Genomic DNA, 22,660 nt, shown 5'->3' with positions numbered 1-22,660 from the left:
GGCGGGCCGGACCGGTGGTGGCGTTGACCTGGCGTCCCGGGATGCCGATGGTGTGCCACCGAAGGCTGAGCCGGCCCAGGACGGCCAGGCGTCAGTCCCACGAATTGAAGAGCGTCGCGCCAAGGGTCCGCGGCTGCCAGTACTCGATCTGCCTCCACTCCGCGGGGGACAGAGCAGCAGTGTCCGCCTCTGCCGGCGGTGACATGAGCAGCGACGCGCTCAAGACGGTGAAGCCGAAGGCGTGGAGGGAGGCCGCCCAGGCGGGTGGGTCCCGGAACCCGTCGGTGTAGCAGTGACGCCGGTCGTCCACGAAGGCGATCAGTGGATACTGGGCGTGAAACAGCGCCACGTGCACTCCATCTCGATCGTTGATCGTAGCGCTGTGAAAGTTCTGCGGGTACCGCTGTTCCGCAAAAGTCCCGACCTGTCCGCGGGCGGCCCGGGCTGCGGCGTACCAGGCGGCACGACACGTCCGAGGATCGGTCTCCGGCAGCGGCGGGTCGCCGAAGTGACGGAACCCCGTTGAGCCCCGCTCCAGCCGGAAGGCAATCTGTGGGCTGTCCGCCTTCAACACCCCGTCCCCAGAGCCGGCCGTTCACTCTTCGATGGCGTGAGCCTACCGGTCCTGGATCTTCGCCGTATCTCTGCTTGGCGAACGTCGAGCCGGACCCGTACGAGGTGACCCCGGCCGGCGCCGGCGGCTCGCGTCAGGACGGAACCGCCGGTCGAGCCCGTGGCGGCTCAGGTGATGGTGAGCGTCGTCAGCCCGCTCGTCCTGGTGATGCCGGTGGTGAGGCACCGCAGCAGATCCGGTTGAACGAGCGTGACGGTCTGCAACGCGGGCCTGCCCTGGAAGCGGCCTTCAACGACGGTGCCGGTGAAAGTGGTGACGACCTGGCCGGCCACGGCGGTGCTGCTCCCGGCGCCGTCGATGACGCTGCTGTCGCCGGTGTTCCACTCGACGGCCCGCCGGCCCTCGAAGTCGTCGAAGAGGGCGTTGCAGCCGGCGAAGATCGTGAACTGCTCCCCGTACGTCCCGCTCGTCACCTGGCCCGAGCCGTCGACGCAGGAGCTGAACTGCCCGCTCACCGTGATCTCGATGTTCTGTGGCGTGAAGGTGATCCCCGGGCTGTAGGTGACGGTCTCGGTTCCCTGGCACTGCACGGGTGCGGCCGCATGGGCGGGAACCGCGGCCGGAACGATCGGGCTGAGGGCGGCCACGGCCGCGACGGCGATCAGGACGCGCATGCGTCGGCTCTGCCGGGATGAAGGAGAGGTCACCGGGCGCTCCCTACCGGGGTGAACGGAGGCGGACGGGGTCGGGCGATGTGGCATCGGACGGAACCACTGGAGTTATGAAGACATGACAGCTTCCTCACCGGTTTCTGGCTATGGCCCGGAGGTTGCAGATTCGTACCTTGTCGGTACGTAGAGTAATCATTACCGTCCTTGGTGAGGCTGGAGAACCGAACCCCCAGCGCCTGCTCCGCCTCGTGGAGAAAGGGACGCCGTATGCTCACCAGAGTCACCTCCGCCAGGGCTGCGGTCTGCGGCGCCGTCCTCGCGCTGCTCGGCCCGCTGGGCATGGCGTACGCCGGACCGGCGCACGCCATCGGCCAGGACGTCATCTGCTCGATCGACGGGACCAACACCCTCGCCTTCTCGCCGAAGCTGCGCCTGGCCGAGCAGGCCGTGACCATGACGGGCACGGGAACCTACCCGACCTGCGTGTCGAGCGACCCGGACATCACCTCGGGCACCTCGACGATCTTCGGGCAGGGGAGCCTGGGCTGCCTGTCCGGCTCCATGCCCGCGACCGAGACGGTGACCTGGAACACCGGCGAGTCGTCGACGATCAGCTACACCGTCACGCTCAACCTGTTCGCGGGCCAGGCGGCCTTCGTCGTCGTCGGCACCGTCACCGCGGGCAAGTTCGCCGGCGACACCGTGACCTCCGAGGGCGTCACCCTCGACAACCCCATCACGCCGCTCCTCGACTGCCTCGCGCCGGGTTACGGCGGCAGCACGGGCCCGACCATCCTCACCTTCACCGACCTCCAGCCCTGACCGGGCGAGAGCCGCGCGCTCGTCACCCGGCCGATGAGCCCAGCCCGCGCGCGGCCGGTCAGCCGTCGGCTTCGTCCCGGCGCGGCCACGGCTACGGCTGCCCGCCGGGGCGCGCGGCGGGCAGCAACTGGAGCCGGATGTCCTTGTCGTACGGGATCACGAACGTCGAGATGGCCGCCCGGTCATCGCCGGGCCGCCACGTGAGCGGCACCAGGAACAGCCGCCCTCCGGACTCCAGCAGCAGGCGGAGACCACGGTAGCGGTGCCGGTGCCCCGCGTCCGCGCCGAAGTCGTCGTGGGCGGTGACCGCCGGCAGGTCCGGGATGGGGCGCTTGGAGTAGATGACGACTTCGGGCAGCGTGTGCAGGCGGCGGGCGTCCTCCAGGCCGCGTGCGACGCCGCTCTCTCCGGCGAAGCTGCTGACGGCCCAGAACAGGCCCACGATGCCGATCCCGGCGGCGATCAGCCGCGCCTGCCCGAACCTGTCGCCCAGCGGCCGGCCCAGCAGCCAGTACGCGTAGACGAGTGCGGGCACCCCCAGCGCGAGGCAGAGCGGTGTGACACCGGGCGTCTCGCGCTCGGCCAGCGCCGGCCGCAGCACGCCGGTCAGGCCACGGGCCAGCATCGCGACGCCGGCGGCGGCCACCGCGCCCGCCGACGCCGGCCGTGACCAGCGGGGACGCCACGCCGTCACCCGCGACAGCGCCGTGTGCAGCACGAGCCCGCCGAGCGCGGCCAGCAGCAGCGCCAGCACGATCGGGTAGGCCGTCTCCACCCCGTAGAGGATCAGGTCCTGGGTGGGCAGGTCGGCCAGTTCCAGATAGACCCCGAAATACCGGAAGCGTTGCAGCGTCGCCACATAGCCCGCCCACACGAACAGGGCGGTGAGCAGGGTCGCGGGCGGTCCCACCTTGCCGATCAGGTCGAGCTGGTGATGCAAGGAGGACTGCGGCGGCTCCGTCCCGGCATCGGCGGCAGCCCCCGGCGCGGGTCCCGCTGCACTCCTCGCACGTCCCGCGGGGCCCCTCGCACGTCCCGCGGGATCACGCGCGCCGCGCCCCGCCGGACTGCGCCGCGCACGCCGGGCCACGGCCCCGCGCATCCGCGCGCGCAGGGAGGAGCGGCGCGCGGCGGGCCCGGGCCCCGGGGCCTGCGGTCGCGCGCCATCCCGTCCCGCCGGAGGCTCGGCGCCGGCGGGGCGGGAGGGCGGGTCCGGCTCACTCAACGGCGCAGCCGACCACCTGGTAGAGGCCCGGCCGGTCGCCCTGCACCAGGACGCAGTAGTTCGTCGACACCGACCAGGTCACCCGGACCGGCCGCTCCCGTTCAGGCTCCGGCCGCACCCCTTGGCAGGGGGCGAACGAGGTGTCCCGGCACAGGGTGGACAGCCGCCAGGTGAGTTTCACCTCGTACGTGCCGAGCGGCGTGGGCGTCCGGTAGTCCGGGTAAAGCCCGCACCCGCTGCGATCGGTGAGCTCCGCGCCCGCCTCGCACCCCACGTCGCCGGGCACCTCGTTCCCGGCCTCGGCCCCGGGGACGCACGGCTTGCCGGTGACGCCCATGGTGGCCCGTTCGGTGCCGGTGGGGATGGCGCCGCCGTCCGTCGGATCCTCGGCCGGGCTGTACGGGCCGGAGGCGGCGGACAGGCTCTCGATCCGGACCGTCGTGCCCGGTCGCGGCGCGGAGTAGATGAGGCAGGTGTTGGTCGGGTAGCGGTGGTCGAGGCGTACCGAGGCGTGATCGTTGCCTACGGTCGGGGTGCGCCACGGCGCCGGGGTGGGGGTGACCGGCTCCGGCGAGCGGGGCGTCCTGGTGGCCGGCTCGTGCGTGGCAGGTCCTCGCGTGGCCGGATCTCGCGTGGCCGGCTTCCTGGATGAGGTCTTCCCGTCGGATGGCTCGCCCCCACGGGCAGGGTTCTCCGTCGCGGACGGCTCGCGCCCACGGGCCGGGTTGCCGGTCGCCGGCGGGGTGCGGTCAGGCTCGGGCGGCGTGGCGGCATCGGACCGTCGCCCTGACGGCCCCCCGTCCGTCGTCGGAGAGACCTGCGGCAGCGAACGGGCGGAGAACGACGGTTGGGCGCCCGTGCCGGAGCCGCCGGCGGAGCAGCCGCCGAGGGCCATGACCATGATCACGGTCGCCCATCGTGGGATCCTCATCGTCCCCCCTTTCCTCGCAACGGCTCATCGCCGTCCGTGTCGCACGCGTTACGCACCGCGTCGCGGGGATCTTCCACCGGCGGCTTCGCCGGGCGCCCCGGCGCCCGGCACCGCCAGGGGAGGGCTGACAGCTCGCGCGGCCGCCACGGCGCTGTCCCGCAGCCGTCTCGAACTGGCGAAGTTTCCGACAAATATGCAGGTCAGAGGGTCTGGGGAGACTTACGTCCGTCCTGCTGGGGGAATACGGCCCCATGCCAGGAAAGCGATGGACTGGCGGTTATCGGGGGAATGGGGACAGGTCATGGTCACGGTCACAGAAGTGCCCGCCGGGCTGCGGGAAGAGGTGGCGGAGCGGGTGGCCGCCAGAAGCGAGCAGCGCCGGCGGACGATCGCCGTGCTCGCCGAGCCCGGCGGGATCGCCCGGGCCGACGAGCCGGTGCGCGTGGCCACCCGGATCGATCGGCTCAGCCACCGCTACCGGGACATCCACCCGATAGAGCCCGCGGCGATGGCCGCGTCGGACCCGGCGGCCGTGACGGCGGCGGTGGCGGTGCTGGAGCGGATCATCCAGACCGACGATCTGCTCCCCGTCGGCTACCTGGAGGGCGGGGCGGTGGCGGCGCGAGCGGTCGGGCGGGTGGTCGTCCGTGACGATCGAGGGCGGCTGGCCGGCTACGGCACCGGATCGCTGGTCTCCCCGGAGCTGCTGCTCACCAACCACCACGTGCTCGCCGACGCCGGCACGGCCGGCCGCAGCAGCGTCGAGTTCGACTACCAGGACGGCATCGACGGGCGGCCGCTGCCGCTGCACGCGTTCTCGCTGGATCCGGGCCGGTTCTTCGTCGCCGACCGGGAGCTGGACTTCGCCCTGGTGGCGGTGAGAGCCGCCGCGGGCGAGCTGGCCCGGTTCGGGTTCAACCCGCTGGTGGCGTCGGAGGGCAAGGTCATCATCGGCGACTTCGTCACGATCATTCAGCATCCGGGCGGGGAGAAGAAACAGGTCGCGCTCCGGGAGAACCGGATCGTCGACATCCTGGAATCGTTCCTGCACTACCAGACCGACACCGAGCCCGGCTCCTCCGGCTCCCCCGTCTTCAACGACCAGTGGGAGATCGTGGCCTTGCACCACGCCGGCGTCCGCGCCCCCGAGCACGACGAGTACGGCGGATTCATCAACGAAGGGGTGCGGATCAGCAGCCTGCTGGCCTTCCTGCGCGGCCGGCCGTTCCCGCCGGCCCAGCAGGCCCTGCTCGACCGGTTGTTCGCCGAACGCGCCGGCCTCCAGCCCGCCCCGCCCGCTCCCGCCGGGCACGCGCTCACCCCGTCCGCCCCGCCTGCTCCTGCCGATCGCCCGCTCGCCCGGCAGACCCAGCCGGTGGAGCGGGCGGAGCCGGTGACGGCGCGGCCGGCGGCCGGGCAGGTGCCGCTGACGCTCACCCTGACGACTCCCTTCGACATCCAGCTCCGCGGGCCGGGCGCCGCCGGCTCCGCCGCGGCGGCGCCGGAGGCGATCCGGATCGACCCGGACTATGCCGCCCGCCGCGGCTACGACCCGGACTTCCTGCCGGGCGGGCATCGGGTGCCGCTGCCCGCCCTGCACCCCGACCTCGTCCCGCTGGCGGCGATCAACCGGCACGCCGGCGACGGCCCGGCGTACGTGCTGAACTACCACCACTTCAGCGTGGTGATGAACCGGCAGCGGCGGCTGGCCTTCTTCACCGCGGTCAACATCGACGGCGAGACCAGCCTGCGCATCAGCCGCGACCCCGACCGCTGGATCTACGACCCCCGCCTCCCCGACGGCGAGCAGGCCGGGGAGGAGGTCTACCGCGACAACCCCCTGGACCGCGGTCACCTGGTCCGCCGCCTGGACCCCGCGTGGGGGGCCAGCCACGCGGTGGCCAAGGCCGGCAACGACGACACCTTCCACTTCACCAACTGCACCCCGCAGCACAAGGACTTCAACCAGAACCGGACGACCTGGGCCGGGCTGGAGGACTACATCCTGGACAACGCCGACAACCGCGATCTGAAGGTCACCGTCTTCACCGGCCCGGTGCTGGCGGACGACGACGACCCCTACCGGGGCGTCCGGCTGCCCCGCCAGTACTGGAAGGTGGTGGCGATGGTCAGGCGGGACGACGAGCTGTCGGCCACCGGTTACCTGCTCAGCCAGGACCACCTCATCGCCGGCCTGGAGGCCGTGCCCGGAGAGTTCTCCTACGGCGCCTACAAGACGTACCAGGTTCCGATCCGGCGCATCGAGGAGCTCACGCGGCTGTCGTTCGACGGCCTCGCCGACGCCGACCCCCTGGCCCGCCTGGAAGCCGCACCTGCGGCCCGGGAGATCACCGACCTCGCCCAGCTCATCCTCTGAAGCGGGCTCGCCCGGGGGCACGACCCATCAAGGTCCGGCGGGTCGGTGACGGGCGGCTGCCGGGGGAGGAGGGTGAGACGACCTCACCCTCCTCCCCGGTCACTCGCTCAGTACGGCCGCTGCAGGTAGCGGCCGAGCGACGGGTCGTACAGGCGGCCCGACACCAGGACCGTGCCGTTCAGCGTGGTCGGGTGGAACGCCCCGCCGAGCCAGCCGTAACGGAGCGGCTGGGACGGCACGCCGTGCTCGTCGTACCCGGCCACGGTGGCCAGGCCGGTGTCGAGCTCCAGCTCCGTCCCGACGCTGCCCCCGACGGTGAGCAACTGCAGGCGCACCGATCCGGTCGCGCCGGTGAGCGCGGCCAGGTCTCCGCCGATCCCGGCGACGTTGCGGACGATGGTGCCGCTCGCGGCGGTCCAGGAGGGCTTGTCGCCGTCGGAGCCGTAGTGGTGGACGGTGACCGCGCCCGCCTCGGTCGTCTCCGAGCGGATCCGGCCCGCCGGGTCGCGGGTCCAGGTCAGGCTCCGCTCGCCGGAGGTCATGCGGGACGGCAGCCCGTCGGCGAAGTAGCCGACGGTGCGCCCGCCGGGCAGCGCGGTGGTCCGGCCCGCCGGATCGTAGGCGTAGCCGTCGCCGGTCAGCCTGCCGTCGGAGGCGTAGCCGTACGTGGTGATCTCCGAGGCCGCGTCGTCGGCCACCGGGCAGTCCTCGTCCGACGACTGCACCGCCAGCCGGGTACGGTTGCCCGCCCCGTCGTGGTCGTAGCGGCGCAAAGTGCACACCGGGAACGCCATGTCCAGCGCCGAGGTGAGCCGGCCGGCCCTGTCGTAGCCGAGCTGCCGCTCGGCCATGAGGTCGGTCCGCATGCTCAGCACCTCCTGGCCGTGCGCGTTCCGGCCGACCTGGTCGATCATCACCGGGCCCTCCAGGCCGTCCCGGGTGTAGATCCGGGCGTAGCTCTGGCCGCGCTCGTCGTAGCCGGTCTGCAGGTGCAGGCCGCCCGGCAGGTCGCCCTCGACCTGGCGGCCCTCGGCGTCGTAGCGGGCGGTGAAGGTGCCCGCGACCGAGTCGGTCACCGAGGTGGCCAGGCCGCGCGGCTCGATCCCGGCGTCGTAGGCGTAGACCCGGGTGGACGGCGAGGAGTCCGTGACCTTGACGGGGCGGTCGAGGTCGTCGTACTCGGTGCGGGTCAGGCCGCCGTCGGCGTCGGTGTGGGAGATCACCCGGCCCAGCCGGTCGTAGGCGGTGACGATCCGCTCCGTGCCGCGCCACCGCTGGGCCGGCCGGCCGGTCGCGGGGTCGTACCCGATGCCGATCTCGGCCTCCCCGCCCGTCGTGGTGGCGGTGACGCGGCCGGCGGCGTCGCGCTTGAGCGTGGTGACCGTGCCGCCCTCGGTCACCGTGGCGGGCAGGCCGGAGGCGTCGTAGGTGTAGGTGCGCCCGCCGTCCCGGCACACCAGCCCCGCCCATTCGGGCCGCCCGCCGCACGGCGCCGCGCCGGTCGCGGTGTAGAGCGCGGGGACGGGGGCCGGGACGGTGACCGCCTTGCCGCCGGGGTCGCGGACCGTCGCGACCTGCTGCCCGGTGGCCCAGTCGTAGGTGAGGGAGGTGGTCCTGACGTCCGCGTCCGGCTTGGACTCGCGCCCGACGATCACCGCGCCGACCTTGACGGTGGTCGGCAGGTCGCGGGCCGCCGCACCGGCCGGCCGGCCCTCGTCGTAGGTGTAGACGGCACGGGTCCTGGCGCCGATGGCGTACCCGGCGGGCAGGTCGTCCACGTCGGATTCCAGGTTCACGATGTGCACCGGGCTCAGCTCCGCCAGCTTGCGCCGCCCCGTGGCGTCGTAGAGCGAACGCGTGGACAGCAGCTCGGCGCGCTCCTCGGGCTCGTAGCCCGTGATGGCGAGCTCGGCGAGCCGGTAGTCGGTGATGTCGCGCTGTGACAGCTCCCTGTTCGCGGCGGTGAGCACCCGCACGGGGTGCCCGAACCGGTCGTAGTCGGTGGCGGACAGGTGCCCGCCGGGCGTCAGGACGTTGACCGCCCGGCCCGACCCGTCCAGGTACGTCACCGTGGCGGCGAGCCCCGGCGGCCGCACCGACGTCGCGGTCACGGGCGCCACGGCCTGCCCCCAGGCCGCCACCTCCTTGGCCGTCACGTCGGCCGGGCCTCCGCCCGCCGTGGTGAGCGGCACCCCGTAGGCGACGGCGGTGCTCGCCTCGCCGGCGACCTGGTCGGCGGTGCCGGGCTTCAGCGTGGCGCGGGTGACCGTGCGCAGCCGCCCGTCGGCCTCGTAGGCGAAGGTCCACGGCAGCTCGCCGGGCGGGGTCACCGAGGCGACGCGGCCCGCGGCGTCGTACCCGTAGAGGGTCTTCAGCGGCGGGCTGATCCGCGGGTCCCATGACTCGGCGAGCCGTCCCGCGCCGTCGTAGCCGTACTGGGCGATCACCGTGCCCTGCAGCGAGACGGTGGCCAGGCGGCCCGCGGCGTCGTGGCCGAGCTCCAGGGTGCGGCCCGACCGGGTGATCGACTTCAGCCGGCCCTGGTCGTAGCGGTGGCCTTCGGGGACGTACAGGTCGCCCTGCCGGGTGAACGTGGTGGTCTCGCCGCGGGCGTCGGTGAGCGTGTACGCGCCGGTGAGGGTCAGCTCCTCGGCGCCGGGCTCCGGCTTCCAGCCGTCGGCGGTCCTGGTGAACTGCACCGGCGTGCCGTCGGCCCGGGTCACCTCGACCGAGGTGGCCGAGGTCTCCTTGAGCGTGGGCAGCGCGAGCGACCAGCCGGGCTCGCGGGAGGAGGCCGTACGGGTGAGCGTCAGGCCGGAGGGGCCGCCCGCCGTGCTCCGGAGGCGGTAGTCGCCGGTCTGGAGGTTGAGCACGCCCGGCCCGATCTCCTTCGTGGCGGCCCGGGTGGCGCGGCGGTCCACCACGACCTCGACCGGATCGGACTCCGCCGTGCTCGTGCTGGTGCTGGTGCCCGAGACGACCGCGCGCACCTGCACCGCGGCGTCGCCGAGCTGCGTGCCCGCGTCCCAGGTCAGCCCGGACAGCCTGCCGGGGGCGGCGACGGGCCAGGCGGTCAGGGGTCTGCCGTCCGCGCCGGTGACGTTCGCGGCGGGCAGGTCCGCCCAGGCGTCGCCGCCGGAGCGCCGGTACTGGAAGGTGACCCGGGTGAAGGCCGTGCCCGTCACGGCGAGCGGCACCCTGCCGGTGCTGCGCAGGCCGTCGGCGGGCGCGGTGAGCGAGGCCACGGCCGCGCCGGAGCCGACGTTGAAGGTGTAGGAGGTGGTGGGGGAGGCGTTGCCGGCCTTGTCGACGGTGTACACGCTGAGCGTGTGGGCGCCGGTCGTCGGCGGGGTCACCTTGGCCGTGACGGCCGGGCCGACGGTGGGCACCTTCGTGGTGGCGCCGCCGTCGAGCCTGTAGGCGATCCAGCCGGTGTCGGTGGAGGCGGGGGTGAGGGTGAAGGTGCCCGCCTTGCCGGCGTCGCCGTTCCAGCTTCCGTCGCCGGGGTAGTCGGTGGAGGTCACCTTGGGGGCGGGAGGTTTGACGGTGTCGACGTAGAAGGTCGCCGTCTGGTACGCCTTCGACGTCAGCGAGCCGTCATGGGCCCACGACCGGATCGTGTACGTCTTGCCGCTGGCCAGCTTCCCCGCCGGCACGTTCGCGCCGGAGAAGCCGTTGCTGGCCACGTACGCGCCGTAGAGGTCGTCGACCAGCAGCGTCGAGCCCTGGTACAGGTCGAACTTGCCGCGCACGTTGCCCCCGTCGGGGTCGCGCACGTGGTTGCGCAGTTGCGGGGTGAGCGTGTTCGTCCAGCGCACGCCGCCGTAGTCGCTGTAGGGCGACAGCCACGTGGAGACCGGGGTGCTCGGGAAGGAGTTGTACGTCACGGAGATGACCGGCACGTACGACGGCGCGTTGCCCGAATGGAACCGCTTCCAGGCGTACTCGTCCGTCTCGCTGGTGGCCCGCAGGCCCATGCCGGACTCCTGGTAACCCTGGTCGGCCCAGTACTGCGCCAGCGAGGTGACGTTCGCGGTGACCCAGCCGTCGGCGCAGCCGCTGCCGTACCCCTTGGTCTGGCTGCTGGAGGCGTACTCCTTGACCAGCGCGGGGCCGGGCCAGCGCGACGCCGTCGAGGCCTTGTTGGCCGACCAGACCTCCCACGAGCGGGCGTTGCAGGACCACGAGTGGTGGTTCCACAGTTTCAGCGTGGCCGAGACGATCTTCTTGCCCGCGATGCCGGGGGTCTTCCAGGTGATGAACGAGCGGGCGACCTGGCCGCTGCCGTTGTTGCCGATCTTCAGCTCGGTGGCGCCCGACTGGTCGGTGCCGTAGCCCTCCTGCACGAACGTGTCGAAGACCTGGCCCAGGTTGAGCGAGGGGTCCACGGTGACGGGGTACGTCGTGGCGGGGTCGTTCAGGAAGGCCGGGTCGGGGGTCAGGACGAGGTCACGGCCGGAGATCTTCATGTCCACCGGAGCGCGGCGCAGGTGCTCGCCGGAGACCGGGTGCCTGGCGGCGTCCCACATGACCGGGGCGGGGATGGTGACGGCGGCCCTGCCCCTGGCGTCGGCCAGCACCACGCCGCCGTCCTCGGCGCGGCGCGGTTCCAGGCCCGCCGCCTTCAGCCGCAGCGTGTACGTCAGCGGCGCCGCCGGGCGCGACTTCAGCAGCAGGAACTGCTCGGCGCCCGTCCGGGTGGCGGTGACGACCAGGTCGGCCCCCGGCATCACGTCCGGGTACGTGGCCCTCTCGCCCGACAGCCGCGGCGCCGGCAACGCGCCCTTCCACTGCATGGTGACCTTGGCGGCGCCCTCGCCGATCGTGATCAGGTCGGTCAGCGCGGGCGCGCCGGCCTGCCGGGCGGCGGGGCCGCTCCGGCCGCCGCCGAGTCTGAGCGCCCTGCCGTGGCCCCGGGGCACGATCTCGCCGGACGGGGCCCTGGTGAGCGCGATGTCCACCGGCGTCCAGGCGCCGTCGCTGCGGAACCTGACCGGGCCGGCGAACGTGTCGACGGTCAGCGTGCCGTCCGGGTTGGCGTAGGTGGTGGTGGTCTCGGTACGGGCGTCCGCCACCTCGACCCGCCGGCCCGTCAGGCGGGCGGACAGCCGGGCCGAGGCCTCGTCCGGCGCGCTCGGCTCGGCGGCGGCGCGGGACGGGTCGCCCGGGTCGGCCGCGGCCTGGGCAGGGGTGTCCTGGCCGGTCGCGGGGCCGCCCGGATTCGCGGGGGCCTGGGCGGTGGCGGCCGGAGGCGGCGGCTGCGCGGCGGCCGGGGGCGCGGCCAGGGGGAGAAGCAGGAGGGCGAGGCCACCGGCGAGGGCCCGTGGCGTGCGAGCAGGCATGGAGAGCTCCGGAGATGTGCGCGTAGGGCGACGCCCCCGCCGAGGCCCGGCGGGGGCGTCAGTTCGAGACGGGGGTTACTTGCTCTGGCAGCTCTTCTTGCGGACCTCGTACCAGACGATGCCCGGAGCCTGGAACCGGATCGCGAAGCACTGCTTCTTGTTGGCGGCCTCCCGGATCTTGTAGATGACGGAGGCGCCACCCGCCGTGTAGGCGATCTTGCAGATCAGCTTCGCCTTGCCCTTGAGCTTGTCGCAGGCGCCCTTCAGCGCCTCGATGGCGCCGGCGACGCCCGCGACGAGCCAGACGTTGTAGATCTTCTTGGTGAGGCTCTTGGAGAAGATGAGCCGGCACATGGCCTTCCACCACTCGCATGTTGTAGATCAGGACCGTGCCGTCGTCGTCCTCGACCTCCAGCATGCTGCCCTCGGGGGCCGAGATCGGGAAGCGGTACTCGGTCGGCGCCGAGGCGTCGTGGATGACGGTCAGCGCGCGGGCGATCTGGCCGGTGCGCTGGTGGGCGAAGGAGACGCTGGGCTGCTGGGCCGCGTAGGTGACCAGGCCGGGCAGCGGCTGGTTGCCGGCCCCGGTGGCGTCCGGCGTGCCGATGCCGATCGTCTCCTCGCTGACGTTCACCGACAGCGTGCGGCCGGGGTCGACCGCGGCGGCGAAGGGCCGCTGGACGTCGCCGTCCGGGATCTCGGTCGGCGGAACGGCCCTGGCCTCCTCGCCGATCTCGGGGACGACCTGGGTGAGGGCGGCCAGCGTGGGATCGCCGTCCTGCGCGAAGGCGGCGGTGCCGGCGATGTTCGCGCTGCTGAGTGCCAGGGCGGTCGCCAGCGCGACGACGAGTGCCCGAGCGGACTTGCGCATGGATGTCCTTCCACGTGCGGTGGGGGGAGTGCACAAACGCCGCAAACGTAAAGATCGCCGGCTGCCATTTGGGTGATCTTGGATTGATGATCCGTAAACGTTTCCCATCTTCCGGATGTCGCTTCTCCCGCCTGGTGCGAACCTCCCGTTAACGGTGCCCGGCAGGACGTGATCGTCCTAGGCGAGGGCGTACATGCGGATCACCACCTCGTCCTCGGTCGCCCCCTCGCGGGCCAGGCCGACGAAGACGGTACGGGCGAGCCAGGCGTGCGCCGGCGCGTCGGTGCGGAAGGTCGGCGAGGTCCGAAAGTACACGCCCGCCCTGCTCACCTGGAGGGTCCCGTCGTACTGGTCGGGGCTGTCGAAGCCCTCGTGGTAGTAGCCGCGGTTGACGATGTCGATGACGGCGCCGTCCTCGGCCTGGATGAGGTAGCGGGCGTCCAGCTGGCAGATCCGGCCGCGGGTGCAGGACCAGTCGCCCCCGCCGGGCAGGACGGTTCCGCGCAGCATCGGGCCGTCCACGGTGCCGCCGACGATGGGGGTGAACTCGGTCCGCTCGCCGTCGCCGTGGCCGACGTGCAGGGTGGGGGTCAGGCGGGCGCGGATCTCGAAGGCGAAGGTCAGGGCAGGAGCGAAGGACATGGCAGGCTCTCCTCGAAAGGTCTTCACAGGGCGGTACGGAGCTGGTCGGGCCACACCGGGCCGATGCGCAGGCAGGACGGGCGGGGCCCGCCGACGGTGATCTCCCGGGTGACCGGCTCGCCGGGCAGGCTCGCCCACGGGTCGGCCCCGGCGGGGCACTCGGGGACGTAGTCGGGGAAGTCGCTGCTCATGAGGTCGAGGGCGAGGCGGTGCCCGGCGCGCAGCCGGTAGGCGACGCTCTGCAGGTCCACGACGACCTCGTCGAGCGGCGCGTCGAGCCGCACCTGCCCCTCGGCGACGAGATACGCGGCACCGCCGGGCGTCAGGTCCAGCAGCCGGGCGTGGACGTGCGCGCCGGCCGGGGCCGACAGGCGCAGCGTCAGCGTCACGGCGCCGACCAGATCGGCGTCCGCGCCGGTGACGGGCCCGGTGAAGCGGAGCACGTCCGCACGTGCTCCGGCCGCGGCCAGGTCCGCCCGGTCGAGCAGGGCGGCGAACGGGTTCGCGCCGGCCGAGGGGACCGGGTCGGACGGGTCGTGGACCCAGCCCAGCACGCTCGCCTCCGGCTCCGGCGACGGGGTGAGGCGCAGGGACGACGACAGGTGGTATTCCAGGCCGGTGGCCTCGCGGGGCGGCCAGGTGTCGCTCTCGCGCCACTCCCCGTGGCAGATCTCGTACCGTACGCGGGGCAGGCCCGCCAGGTCCCCGGCGCGGCCGAGCACGGCGTCGAAGAACTCGATGGCCGGGCCGAGACAGCGGGGCAGCAGGGCTTCGAGCGCGGCGGGGGTGACCGCGTGGTCGTGGCCGGGGGCGACGGGGGCGTGGCCGAGCCAGTAGTTCTCGTGGTCGATGGCCTCCAGGCGCAGGCGCAGCCCGCCGGACCAGGCGGGGTCACGGGACAGGGCCCGGACGTCGTGCCAGGACCAGACGGCGCAGTTGTCGAACCAGCCGATCGTGTACAGGGCCGGCACGGGCGGGCTGTCCAGCAGCGCCTTCAACGGCGGCGGCACGAACCTGGACTCTCCGCCGAACTCGGCGTCGAAACCGGGCGAGCGCCTGCCGATGCGGGCGAAGAACTCCTCGAACGTGGCCCGCAGCGGGCGGCGGCCCCAGTCGGGCGTCCACTCGTAGCGGCCGGCGTCCACGTAGTGGGAGGCGAGGTACATCTTGCGGGCGGTCTGCTCGACGTCCCGGGTGCCGTCGCCGTGGCCGAGTGTCGTGGACAGCTGGGAGCCGGTGAGGCGGGGCGCGATGGCCCGGAGCGCGGGGTGGCCGCCGATCGCCCCGGCGATGGCGGTGTAGCCGTAGTAGGAGTCGCCCCACATGACGACGTCGCCGTCGCACCACGGCTGCCCGGCGATCCACCGGATCGTGTCGTATCCGTCGTCCACCTCGTGCAGCCCGAACTCGGTCGCGCCCTCCGAGCGGTACTTGCCGCGCACGTCCTGGACCACGACCCGGTAGCCGTGGGCGAGGAAGTGGCGGCTGATCCGCGGCATGAAGCAGTAGACGCCGTCCTTGTCATACGGCAGGCGGACCAGCACGACGGGGCCGGGGTCCGGCGGCTCGGGGAGGTAGAGGTCGGCCGCGAGCCGGACGCCGTCCCGCATGGGGATCATGACCTGGGCGGCGTCGTGCGGCACGGCCGCCGGCCCTACGTGGTGGATGTCGAGCATGAGGACTCTCCGTGAGCTGGATGCGGGTCGAGGGCCCGCCGGTCCCTGGCCACCCGGTCGAGATCCCAGCCGGGCGCGGGGATCGAGTCGAGCAGCAGGCGGGTGTAGGGGTGCTGGGGGCTGCGCAGGATCCGCCCGGTCTCGCCGCGCTCCACGACCCGGCCGTGCCGCATCACGATGGCGGTGTCGGTGACGTGGCGGACGACCGCGAGGTCGTGGCTGACGAACACGTACGCGATGCCGGTGCCGCGGCGCAGGTCGTCGAGCAGGGTGAGGATCTGGGCCTGGATCGAGACGTCGAGCGCGGCGACGGCCTCGTCCAGGACGAGCACGCGCGGCTCGATGGCCAGCGCGCGGGCGATCGCGGCCCGCTGCCGCTGGCCGCCCGACAGCTCGCGCGGCAGCGCCGCTCCGGCCCGGGCGTCAAGACCGACCTGGTCGAGGAGTTCCTCGACCCGGGCCCGATGGCGCTCGCGGGCGCCCGGCCGGTGCAGCCGCAGCGGCTCGGCGATGGATCGGGCGATGCTCTGGCGCGGGTCGAAGGAGCCGTACGGATCCTGGAAGATCATCTGGAGTTGCCGTGCCCGCCATCGCCGGGCGCGGCGGGAGTGGTCGCGGACGACCTCGCCGGCGAGGGTGACCGTCCCGGAGGTGGGGCGTTCGAGCCCGGCCAGGACGCGGGCGATGGTGGTCTTGCCCGATCCGGACTCGCCGACGATGCCCAGGCAGGCTCCGGGCATCAGCTCGAAGCTCACCTCGTCCACCGCGACGACGGGGCCGAACCTCTTCACCAGCGAGGTCACGGTCAGTACGGGCTCGGTCATGGCATCACCTGTTCCGGGCGCAGGCACGCGGTGGCGGAGGCCCCGTGCGGGCGGTGGGCGGGCACCCGCTCGGCGCAGTCGTCGCCGGCCAGGGGGCAGCGGTCGCGGAAGGAGCAGCCGGACGGCGACTCCGCCAGGGAGCGCGGCCGTCCCGCGATCGCCTTGATCGCGGCCTTGTCTCCGTGCACGGACGGGCTGGCCTCCAGCAGCGCCTTGGTGTAGGGGTGGGCGGGTGCGGCGAACAGCGAGGCACCGGGGGCCTCCTCGACGATGCGGCCGGCGTACATGACGTAGACGCGGTCGCAGACGGCGGCGGCCAGGTCGAGGTCGTGGGTCACGAACAGCATGCCGGTGCCGTGGTCGCGCTGCAGGTTCCGCAGCAGGCCGACGACCTCGGCCTGGGTGGTCACGTCGAGCGCGGTGGTGGGCTCGTCGGCCAGCAGCAGCTCCGGCTCGGTGGACAGCGCGCCGGCGATCACGACCCGTTGCAGCATGCCGCCGGAGAACTGGTGCGGGTAGCGGCGCACGGCGGCGCGCGGGTCGCGGATGCCGACCCGGTCGAGCAGGTCCAGGGCCTGCCCGGCGGCGGCGCGGGCGGGCACGCCGCGGGCGCGCAGCCCCTCGGTGAGGTAGTCGCCGATGCGGCGTACCGGGTTGATCGACGCGCGCGGATCCTGGAAGATCATCGACACGCGGGTGCGGCGCAGGTCGCGCAGGGTCCTCCGGCCGGCGGCGAGCACGTCCACGCCCGACACCGTGACGCGGCCGGTGGCCCGCGCGCCCGGCGGGAGCATGCCCAGGGCGGTGCGGGCGGTGAGCGACTTGCCGGAGCCCGACTCGCCGACCAGGCCGACGGTCTCGCCGCGTCCCACCCGGACGGTGACGCCGGCGAGCAGCGGCGTCGCCCGCTCGCCCGAGCCGACGGCCAGGCCCAGCCGCGAGATGCCGAGCACGTCCCGCTCGTCCGGCCGGGCCGTGGTCTCCTTGTCCATGAGCATGGTCACGTTCCCGCCCGCTGCTTTCCGGAGACGGCGCCGCCGAGGTGCTCGCCCAGCACGTTGACGCTGACGACCGTCAGGATGACCGCGAGGCCGGGCAGCAGGCCGCTCCACGGCTCGCCCTGGAGGATGGCGCTGCGCGCCTCGGCGATCATCGAGCCCCAGTCCGCGTCCGGGGGCCGCACGCCGAGCCCGAGGTAGGACAGGGCCGCCAGATCCACCAGCGCGTAGCCGAAGGCCAGCGCGCTCTGCGCGAGGAGGACCGGCAGCATGTTGGGCAGCAGGTGGCGCAGCGCCACCGACCACTCGCCGAACCCCATGACCCGGTAGCACTCCATGTACGGGCGCGCGCCCTCCTGGATCGCCATGCTGCGCACCACCCGGCCCACGAACGGGGTGTAGCCGACGGCCAGGGCGCAGATGGGGGCGGTGAGCCCCGGCCCGAACACCGCCACCACCAGCATCGCCAGCAGCAGGCTGGGGAAGGCGAAGACGATGTCCATGCCCCGGGAGAGCACGGCGTCGGCCCATCCTCCCGCGCGGGCGGCGAGCAGCCCGACCGCGGTCCCCAGCAGCCCCGACAGCAGCACCACGCCGAGCGGCGCGAGCAGGGAGAGCCGGGCGCCGTACATGATCCTCGACAGCACGTCCCGCCCGGTGGAGTCGGTGCCCAGCGGGTGCCCTTCCGTCCCGGGAGGGGCCAGCGAGTTCAGCAGGCTGGTGGCGTCCGGCGGGTGCGGCGCCAGCACCGGGGCGAGCACCGCCGTGACGGTGGCCAGCGCCAGGAAGGCGACGGCGAGGGTGACGCCGAGCGGGCGCCGGCGCCGTCGCCCGGCGGTCGCGGCCCGCAGGGCGGGGATGGTCAGCGTCATCGGCTCAGCCCTCCGACGGTCACGCGCGGGTCGATGAACGGCAGCGCCAGGTCCACCAGCGTGTTGACGAGCACGAACAGCGCCACCGCGACCAGGGCGATGCCCTGCACGACGGGGAAGTCCCGCCGCGACACGGAACTGACCAGCAGCGAGCCGACGCCGTCCACGCCGAACGCGGTCTCCACCACGGCGGTGCCGACGAACAGGCTCGCCACCAGCAGACCGGCGATGGTGAGCAGCGGCGCGAGCGCGTTGCGCACGACGTGCCGGCGGATGATCGCACCGCCGCTCACCCCGCGGCTGCGCGCCACCTCCACGTGCTCGCGGCCCAGCTCGCCGGCGAAGGCGGCGTTGCCCACCCGGGCCAGGACGCCGAACGCGGCGATCGCCATGGCCACCGCGGGCAGCGTCAGGTGCCACAACCGGCCGGCCAGGCCGGTGCCGGCGCCGGTGGCGGGGAACCAGCCCAGGCCGACCGCGAACAGCGCCAGGAGCCCGATGGCCGCCACGAACGTGGGCGTGGCGGTGGTGAGCGCCGCCACGATGGACGCCGCCCTGTCGACCAGGCCCCCTTTGACCGCCGACACCAGCGCCACCGCCAAGCCGAACGCGATCGCCAGCACCGCCGAGTACGCGACCAGCAGGCCGGACACGCCCAGCCGGCCGGTCAGGAGCGTGGTGACGCCGCTCTGGTAGGTCAGCGAGGTGCCCAGGTCCAGGCGGAGCACGCCGCCCAGCCATTCCAGGTAGCCCTGGACGAGCCCCCGGTCGAGGCCGTAGCCCGCGCGCAGCGCCGCGATCTGGTCCGGGGTGAGGCGGCGCCCGCCGGTCACCGCCAGCACGGGGTCGCCGGGCACCAGCCGGAGCGAGCCGTAGATGAGGATCGAGGCGACCAGCAGGGTGACAAGCGCGGCCAGCGCGCGCCGGCCGAGCCAGGCGGCGAGTGAGCGGGCCATCGTCATGCCCCGCCCAGGCCGGCCGCCCACGGCGTGTTGAGGTAGCTCTGCCGCGGCACCAGCCCGGCGAGGTGGGAGCCGTAGTAGACGTTGACGTACTGGGTCGCGATCGGGATGTTGACCAGGTCTTTCGCCATGATGGCCTGCGCCTTGGCCACCTGCCGGGCGCGGGCGGCGTCGTCGGCGGTGACCAGCGCGGCGGCGATGGCGGCGTCGTACTCCTTGTTCTCGTATCCGCCGAAGTTGTAGAAGTTCCCGGTCGTGAAGAACTGGTAGTAGGCCAGCGGTTCGGGGAAGTCGAGATAGCCGCTCGACAGCAGGAGGTCGATGCCCGCGCGCGCCTGGGGGGAGGAGAACACGGCGCCGAACTGCTCGGCGGTCAGTGGCTTCAGCTCGATGCGCATGCCCGCCCGGGTGGCGGCGTCGGCGATCGCCGTGGCGATCCGGTTCTCCTCCTCGATGGCGGGGGTGTAGGCGAGCACCATCTTCTCCTTGGCCCTGGCCGACCCGGCGACCAGGCTCTTGGCCTTGCCGAGGTCCTGGGCCGGTTGGGGGAGCCGGTCGTAGGCGGCTTGGTAGACGTCCTTGCCGTAACCCCAGGCCTGTGGCGGGACCAGGGCCCGCAGCGGCTGCGCGGTGCCCCGGTAGACGGATTGGATGATCCCCCGGTAGTCGATCAGGGCGTGCAGCGCCTGCCGGGTGGCGGGGTCGGAGAGCGCGCCGTCCGGGTTGATGACCGACAGGAACGTGGTGGCCAGGCTCGCCCCGTACAGCAGGTGGCCCTTGGCGGCCAGCTGGTCGTGCGCGGCGCGCGGGACGTTGAACTGGCCGTCCACGTCACCGCCGGCCAGCGCGGCGGCCTGGGCGGCCGGGTCGGTGACGAACGTGAAGCGCACGTTCCCGACCTTGGGCTTGCGAGGATTCCACCAGGCGTCGTTGCGGGTCAGCGTGATGTGCCGGCCCTGGGCCCAGTCGCCGACCTTGTAGGGGCCGGTGCACATGACGCCGCCCGTGGCGGTGCCGAAGTCCTTGCCGGCCTTCTCGGCGTGCTCCTTCTGCACGACGAAGAAGGCGGGCATGGCGAAGAAGTTCGGCACGACGACGTCCGGTTTCTTGAGCTTGACGGTGATCTCGCCGTCGCCGGTGGCCGTGATGCCGTCCAGGTGGGCGGCCCAGCCGATCCAGGACGAGCCGAGCTTGGGGTCGAGGACGCGCTCGACGCTGTAGAGGACGTCCTCCGGGGTGACGGGGTCGCCGTTCCAGAAGGTGGCGCCCGCGCGCAGGCGGATCACGTACGTGAGCGGGTCGGGATGCTCGATGGAGGTGGCCAGGGCGGGCTCGGGCCGGTAGCCGGGGCCCAGGGTGAACAGGCCCTCGCACAGGTTGGCCACGACGGTGCTGACGGAGTCGATGGCGGATCGGGCGGGATCCAGCGTGGGGGGCTCGCCGGCGGGGACGTTCCAGGTGATGGCCTCGACCTCGGTGGTGGCGGCGGGGACGGACGTGGTGACGGACACCCCGGCCGCCCTCCCGGCGGCCGGGGCGCCGCCGCCGCCGGCGCAGGCGGTGAGGGTGCAGGCGCTGAGGAGGGCCGCGGCGAGGGCGGCCGGGCGGGGACGTGTCATGGGGGGTGGACCCTTCGCGATCTGGGCGGATCGAGGACGTTCGCTTCGCCGGGGGGACCGCGCTCACTCGTGGCGCGGCGGGGGGCTGCCGATCAGGAGGCTGACGAGCCGGTCGATCAGGGGGGTCACGCTGTCGCTGTTCCAGCGTTCCGGGTCTTCCAGGCTGGAGACGTAGAAGCCGCGCAGGACGAGGTGCACGATGTCGGCGGTGAACGCGGCATCGGCCGCCCCGGCGTCGCGAGCGGCGTCGGCCAGCAGGTCCCGGCCCTGCCGCGCGTCCTTCCTCAGCACGGTGAGCGCCTCCGACTCCGGCCCGGCACGGCCGAGGATCTCCATGAAGAGCCGGCGCAGCACCTGGTCGTTGCCGGTGGTGGAGCACGCCCAGCGGGCGATGACGGCCAGCCGCTCCCTGCCGGGGGACCGGCCGACGGCCTGGCCCGCCTCGGCGTCCCACGAGTGAATCGCGTGCTCGACGGCGTTGCGCAGCAGGGCTTCACGCGTGGGCAGGTAGTTGGTGACGAGCGTCGTGGAGCCGCCGATCCGCTTGGCCACGGCTCTGATGCTCACGCCGTCGATGCCATCGGCCGCCACGATGTCGAGCGTGGCCTGGGCGATGGTCGCGAGGCGCTGGGAGAGGTCGATTTCCACCGGCATGGACGGAGGCTAACCAGAAAGAACCCGATATACAACACCGTTGTACATCGCCGTTGTATCACGTACTCTCCTCGGCATCGCGTTCCCCGGCCCTGCGCGCCGCGTCGGCAGGCCGCCGGATTCTCCGCTCACCATCCGCCCAGGAGCAGGCATGGAACTTTGGCAGTTGTCCGCGACCGAGCTCGCGACAGGAGTCCGCACCCGGCAGATCTCGGCGGTCGAGGTGGTGGAGTCCTGCCTGAGCAGGATCAGCGACGTCAATCCCGTGCTGAACGCCCTGCTCGACGTCCGTCCCGAGGACGCCCTGGCCGACGCGCGCCGGGCCGACGCGGCGGTGGCCGCCGGTGAGCGCCTGGGCCCGCTGCACGGCGTGCCGGTGTCCACCAAGATCAACACCGGGCAGAAGTCGCGCCTGATGAGCAACGGGCTGTCGGTCGCGGCCGGCGCGACGGCCGCCGGGGACGACGCGTGCGTCACCGCCCTGCGCGACGCCGGGGCCATCCTCCTCGGCCGCAGCAACGCGCCCGCCTTCTCGCTGCGCTGGTTCTCCTCCAACGACCCGCACGGAAGGACGCTCAACCCGTGGGACCACGAGCGCACGCCCGGCGGCTCCAGCGGGGGCGCGTCCAGCGGCGTCGCCGCCGGCATGACCCCGATCGGGCAGGGCAACGACATCGCCGGGTCGATCCGCTATCCCGCCGCCTGCTGCGGGCTGGTCGGCATCCGCCCGACCGTCGGCCTGGTGTCGGGCTGGACGGCGCCGGGGGAGATGGAGCTGGAGGGCCCGCTGACCTTCCAGGCCTGGTCGGTGCACGGCCCGCTGGCCAGGAGCGTGGCCGACGCGCGCGCCGCCCTGCGCGCGATGGCGTGCCCGGACCTGCGCGACCCGTTCGGCATTCCCGCCCTGCCTCCGGGGCCGGGCACCCCGAAGGCCGTGCCGCAGGCGGGGCCGATCCGCGTGGGACTCGTGCGTGACGTGGGCCTGGCCGCCCCGCACCGCTCCGTCAGCGACGCGCTGGACACCGCGGCCGGGTGGCTGAGCGAAGCGGGCTACGACGTGGAGGAGCTGGAGCTGCCCCTGCTCGGGGAGGCGGCCCGGCTCTGGCATCTCCTTCTCGCCGAGGACATGCGGCCCATGCTGCCCGGCATGCTGGAGATCGGCGGCGAAGCGACCCGGGTCAACCTGGCCCATTTCTACGAGGCCGCCGCGGAGCTGTGGGGGGAGAAGCCGGACCTCACGGCGTACATCCAGGGCTGGGCCCGCCGCGCGACGCTGATCACCCGGCTGCAGGAGCTGCTCGGCACCGGCCGCATCCTGCTGACCCCGGTCTCGGCCGAGCCGCCCTTCGAGCAGGACGCCGACATCACCGACCCGACCCGGGCGCGCAGCCTGTTCGCGGCGCAGTGGCCGATGACCTCCGTGCCGGTGCTGGGCCTGCCCGCGGTCACCGTCCCGACCGGAGTGGCGGACGGACTTCCGGCCGGCGTCCAGCTCATCGGCGGACGCTTCACCGAGGACCTCATCCTCGACGCGGCCCAGGCCATCGAGGACCGGGCGCCCCGCCTCACCCCCGTCACCTTCCTCTGAAAGCACCCGCTC

At 73.3% G+C, this 22,660-nt stretch carries 19 protein-coding genes; 5 read left to right on the top strand and 14 right to left on the bottom strand.

Annotated elements, in window-relative coordinates; genetic code table 11:
• Positions 1 to 91 precede the first annotated feature (91 nt).
• Both IO39_RS56890 and IO39_RS27945 read right to left on the bottom strand, forming a co-directional pair.
• Positions 92 to 349: a hypothetical protein gene (locus IO39_RS56890; RefSeq protein ID WP_211267197.1), complete on the bottom strand. Its 258-nt coding sequence runs from the start codon at positions 347 to 349 to the stop codon at positions 92 to 94.
• Between the two features lie 392 nt (positions 350 to 741).
• Positions 742 to 1,248 (bottom strand): hypothetical protein, encoded by a 507-nt coding sequence (locus IO39_RS27945; protein ID WP_043628973.1) that lies wholly within the window; start codon positions 1,246 to 1,248, stop codon positions 742 to 744.
• 264 nt (positions 1,249 to 1,512) lie between these two features.
• On the opposite strand from IO39_RS27945, the gene IO39_RS27940 reads away from it, so the two are divergent.
• Positions 1,513 to 2,067: a hypothetical protein gene (locus IO39_RS27940; protein ID WP_043628971.1), complete on the top strand. Its 555-nt coding sequence runs from the start codon at positions 1,513 to 1,515 to the stop codon at positions 2,065 to 2,067.
• 91 nt (positions 2,068 to 2,158) lie between these two features.
• On the opposite strand, the gene IO39_RS27935 is transcribed toward IO39_RS27940, so the two are convergent.
• Both IO39_RS27935 and IO39_RS27930 read right to left on the bottom strand, forming a co-directional pair.
• Positions 2,159 to 3,007, bottom strand: coding sequence for a hypothetical protein (locus IO39_RS27935; RefSeq protein WP_052423455.1), 849 nt, complete (start codon positions 3,005 to 3,007; stop codon positions 2,159 to 2,161).
• A 277-nt stretch (positions 3,008 to 3,284) separates the two neighbouring features.
• On the bottom strand, positions 3,285 to 4,223 hold the full coding sequence (locus IO39_RS27930) for a hypothetical protein (protein ID WP_157548968.1): 939 nt from the start codon (positions 4,221 to 4,223) through the stop codon (positions 3,285 to 3,287).
• Between the two features lie 301 nt (positions 4,224 to 4,524).
• Here IO39_RS27930 and IO39_RS27925 point away from each other — a divergent pair, with 301 nt between their 5' ends.
• Entirely contained in the window at positions 4,525 to 6,600 is a 2,076-nt protein-coding gene (locus IO39_RS27925; protein ID WP_043628967.1) for a DNA/RNA non-specific endonuclease, read from the top strand.
• 107 nt (positions 6,601 to 6,707) lie between these two features.
• Here the strand turns inward: IO39_RS27925 and IO39_RS27920 are convergent, their stop codons facing one another.
• Positions 6,708 to 11,942, bottom strand: coding sequence for a DNRLRE domain-containing protein (locus IO39_RS27920; RefSeq protein ID WP_052423454.1), 5,235 nt, complete (start codon positions 11,940 to 11,942; stop codon positions 6,708 to 6,710).
• 75 nt (positions 11,943 to 12,017) lie between these two features.
• The gene (locus IO39_RS27915; RefSeq protein ID WP_043628966.1) at positions 12,018 to 12,296 is read right to left on the bottom strand and encodes a hypothetical protein; all 279 of its coding nucleotides are present in this window, start codon (positions 12,294 to 12,296) and stop codon (positions 12,018 to 12,020) included.
• A 35-nt stretch (positions 12,297 to 12,331) separates the two neighbouring features.
• Between IO39_RS27915 and IO39_RS54855 the strand changes: the two genes are divergently transcribed.
• Positions 12,332 to 12,493, top strand: a complete 162-nt coding sequence (locus tag IO39_RS54855) for a hypothetical protein (protein ID WP_157548966.1) — start codon at positions 12,332 to 12,334, stop codon at positions 12,491 to 12,493.
• A 48-nt stretch (positions 12,494 to 12,541) separates the two neighbouring features.
• Entirely contained in the window at positions 12,542 to 12,889 is a 348-nt protein-coding gene (locus tag IO39_RS27910) for a hypothetical protein (RefSeq protein WP_157548964.1), read from the top strand.
• Positions 12,890 to 12,990: 101 nt separating this feature from the next.
• Here the strand turns inward: IO39_RS27910 and IO39_RS27905 are convergent, their stop codons facing one another.
• The 8 genes from IO39_RS27905 to IO39_RS27870 all read right to left on the bottom strand — a co-directional run bounded on the left by IO39_RS27905 (position 12,991) and on the right by IO39_RS27870 (position 21,060).
• On the bottom strand, positions 12,991 to 13,455 hold the full coding sequence (locus IO39_RS27905) for a DUF3237 domain-containing protein (RefSeq protein WP_043628961.1): 465 nt from the start codon (positions 13,453 to 13,455) through the stop codon (positions 12,991 to 12,993).
• 23 nt (positions 13,456 to 13,478) lie between these two features.
• A complete protein-coding gene (locus tag IO39_RS27900) occupies positions 13,479 to 15,131 on the bottom strand; it encodes a CocE/NonD family hydrolase (RefSeq protein ID WP_052423453.1) in 1,653 nt (550 codons plus the stop codon).
• Positions 15,110 to 15,955: an ABC transporter ATP-binding protein gene (locus IO39_RS27895; RefSeq protein ID WP_052423451.1), complete on the bottom strand. Its 846-nt coding sequence runs from the start codon at positions 15,953 to 15,955 to the stop codon at positions 15,110 to 15,112. Before IO39_RS27895 ends, IO39_RS27900 begins: the two co-directional genes overlap by 22 nt.
• Positions 15,952 to 16,953 (bottom strand): ABC transporter ATP-binding protein, encoded by a 1,002-nt coding sequence (locus IO39_RS27890; RefSeq protein WP_043628959.1) that lies wholly within the window; start codon positions 16,951 to 16,953, stop codon positions 15,952 to 15,954. The genes IO39_RS27895 and IO39_RS27890 overlap by 4 nt, the downstream gene beginning before the upstream one ends.
• 2 nt (positions 16,954 to 16,955) lie before the next feature.
• Positions 16,956 to 17,825: an ABC transporter permease gene (locus IO39_RS27885; RefSeq protein ID WP_043628958.1), complete on the bottom strand. Its 870-nt coding sequence runs from the start codon at positions 17,823 to 17,825 to the stop codon at positions 16,956 to 16,958.
• Complete coding sequence (locus IO39_RS27880; protein WP_052423449.1) at positions 17,822 to 18,781, bottom strand: ABC transporter permease; 960 nt, start codon at positions 18,779 to 18,781, stop codon at positions 17,822 to 17,824. Before IO39_RS27880 ends, IO39_RS27885 begins: the two co-directional genes overlap by 4 nt.
• 2 nt (positions 18,782 to 18,783) lie before the next feature.
• Complete coding sequence (locus IO39_RS27875) at positions 18,784 to 20,406, bottom strand: ABC transporter substrate-binding protein (protein ID WP_043628955.1); 1,623 nt, start codon at positions 20,404 to 20,406, stop codon at positions 18,784 to 18,786.
• Between the two features lie 63 nt (positions 20,407 to 20,469).
• Complete coding sequence (locus IO39_RS27870; protein WP_043628952.1) at positions 20,470 to 21,060, bottom strand: TetR/AcrR family transcriptional regulator; 591 nt, start codon at positions 21,058 to 21,060, stop codon at positions 20,470 to 20,472.
• A gap of 151 nt (positions 21,061 to 21,211) precedes the next feature.
• On the opposite strand from IO39_RS27870, the gene IO39_RS27865 reads away from it, so the two are divergent.
• The gene (locus tag IO39_RS27865; protein ID WP_043628950.1) at positions 21,212 to 22,648 is read left to right on the top strand and encodes an amidase; all 1,437 of its coding nucleotides are present in this window, start codon (positions 21,212 to 21,214) and stop codon (positions 22,646 to 22,648) included.
• Positions 22,649 to 22,660: the final 12 nt, after the last annotated feature.

The sequence above is a fragment of the Nonomuraea candida genome (assembly GCF_000725485.1).
Taxonomy (GTDB): Bacteria; Actinomycetota; Actinomycetes; order Streptosporangiales; family Streptosporangiaceae; genus Nonomuraea; species Nonomuraea candida.
This window is presented reverse-complemented; position numbering and strand designations above follow the sequence as displayed.

Excerpts from the sequence above, each read along its gene's own strand:
- IO39_RS27880 (WP_052423449.1), bottom strand. The coding sequence starts at position 18,781 with ATGGCCCGCTCACTCGCCGCCTGGCTCGGCCGGCGCGCGCTGGCCGCG.
- IO39_RS27900 (WP_052423453.1), bottom strand. The coding sequence starts at position 15,131 with ATGCTCGACATCCACCACGTAGGGCCGGCGGCCGTGCCGCACGACGCC.
- IO39_RS27930 (WP_157548968.1), bottom strand. The coding sequence starts at position 4,223 with ATGAGGATCCCACGATGGGCGACCGTGATCATGGTCATGGCCCTCGGC.
- IO39_RS27925 (WP_043628967.1), top strand. The coding sequence starts at position 4,525 with ATGGTCACGGTCACAGAAGTGCCCGCCGGGCTGCGGGAAGAGGTGGCG.
- IO39_RS27890 (WP_043628959.1), bottom strand. The coding sequence starts at position 16,953 with ATGCTCATGGACAAGGAGACCACGGCCCGGCCGGACGAGCGGGACGTG.
- IO39_RS27940 (WP_043628971.1), top strand. The coding sequence starts at position 1,513 with ATGCTCACCAGAGTCACCTCCGCCAGGGCTGCGGTCTGCGGCGCCGTC.
- IO39_RS27875 (WP_043628955.1), bottom strand. The coding sequence starts at position 20,406 with ATGACACGTCCCCGCCCGGCCGCCCTCGCCGCGGCCCTCCTCAGCGCC.
- IO39_RS27895 (WP_052423451.1), bottom strand. The coding sequence starts at position 15,955 with ATGACCGAGCCCGTACTGACCGTGACCTCGCTGGTGAAGAGGTTCGGC.
- IO39_RS27920 (WP_052423454.1), bottom strand. The coding sequence starts at position 11,942 with ATGCCTGCTCGCACGCCACGGGCCCTCGCCGGTGGCCTCGCCCTCCTG.
- IO39_RS27915 (WP_043628966.1), bottom strand. The coding sequence starts at position 12,296 with ATGTGCCGGCTCATCTTCTCCAAGAGCCTCACCAAGAAGATCTACAAC.
- IO39_RS27870 (WP_043628952.1), bottom strand. The coding sequence starts at position 21,060 with ATGCCGGTGGAAATCGACCTCTCCCAGCGCCTCGCGACCATCGCCCAG.
- IO39_RS27905 (WP_043628961.1), bottom strand. The coding sequence starts at position 13,455 with ATGTCCTTCGCTCCTGCCCTGACCTTCGCCTTCGAGATCCGCGCCCGC.
- IO39_RS27865 (WP_043628950.1), top strand. The coding sequence starts at position 21,212 with ATGGAACTTTGGCAGTTGTCCGCGACCGAGCTCGCGACAGGAGTCCGC.
- IO39_RS27945 (WP_043628973.1), bottom strand. The coding sequence starts at position 1,248 with ATGCGCGTCCTGATCGCCGTCGCGGCCGTGGCCGCCCTCAGCCCGATC.
- IO39_RS27885 (WP_043628958.1), bottom strand. The coding sequence starts at position 17,825 with ATGACGCTGACCATCCCCGCCCTGCGGGCCGCGACCGCCGGGCGACGG.